We start from the raw sequence: 335 nt of genomic DNA on the forward strand, positions 1-335 counted from the left end.
ACAGTGTTTCGTGTATTTGACCATGGTTCAGCACCGTCCAACGGATGAAGTGCCAACCTCAATTACCTGGCTGGCTCGAATGCCTTCTGAAACTGGCAACACCAGCAAACAGTTTACGGCCAAGGCGCTGCTGCGATTTACCCACGCGGTCATTGGTGAGCGAACCACTTATGTGCTTCTGGATTCCTGGTTTATGAGAGGCCACGTAATCCGGCACACACAGGAACTTGGCTATCATGCCATCGGTCAGGTTCGCCATGATCTGGCGTTATTCCTGCCACCACTGCCCGAGCCAAAGCGGCGAGGAGCGCCAAGAATTTACGGAGAAAAGCTGA

1 protein-coding gene is annotated in these 335 nt (G+C 53.1%); it reads left to right on the top strand.

All coding sequences use genetic code 11. The annotated features are described in order from the left end of the window. Nucleotides 1-79 precede the first annotated feature (79 nt). Nucleotides 80-335, top strand: a 256-nt coding sequence (locus CWC16_RS19550) for a transposase (protein WP_212747463.1), incomplete at its 3' end; no start/stop codon positions are given.

Origin of the sequence: Pseudoalteromonas sp. S3776 (genome assembly GCF_005886915.1) — a bacterium.
GTDB lineage: Bacteria > Pseudomonadota > Gammaproteobacteria > Enterobacterales > Alteromonadaceae > Pseudoalteromonas.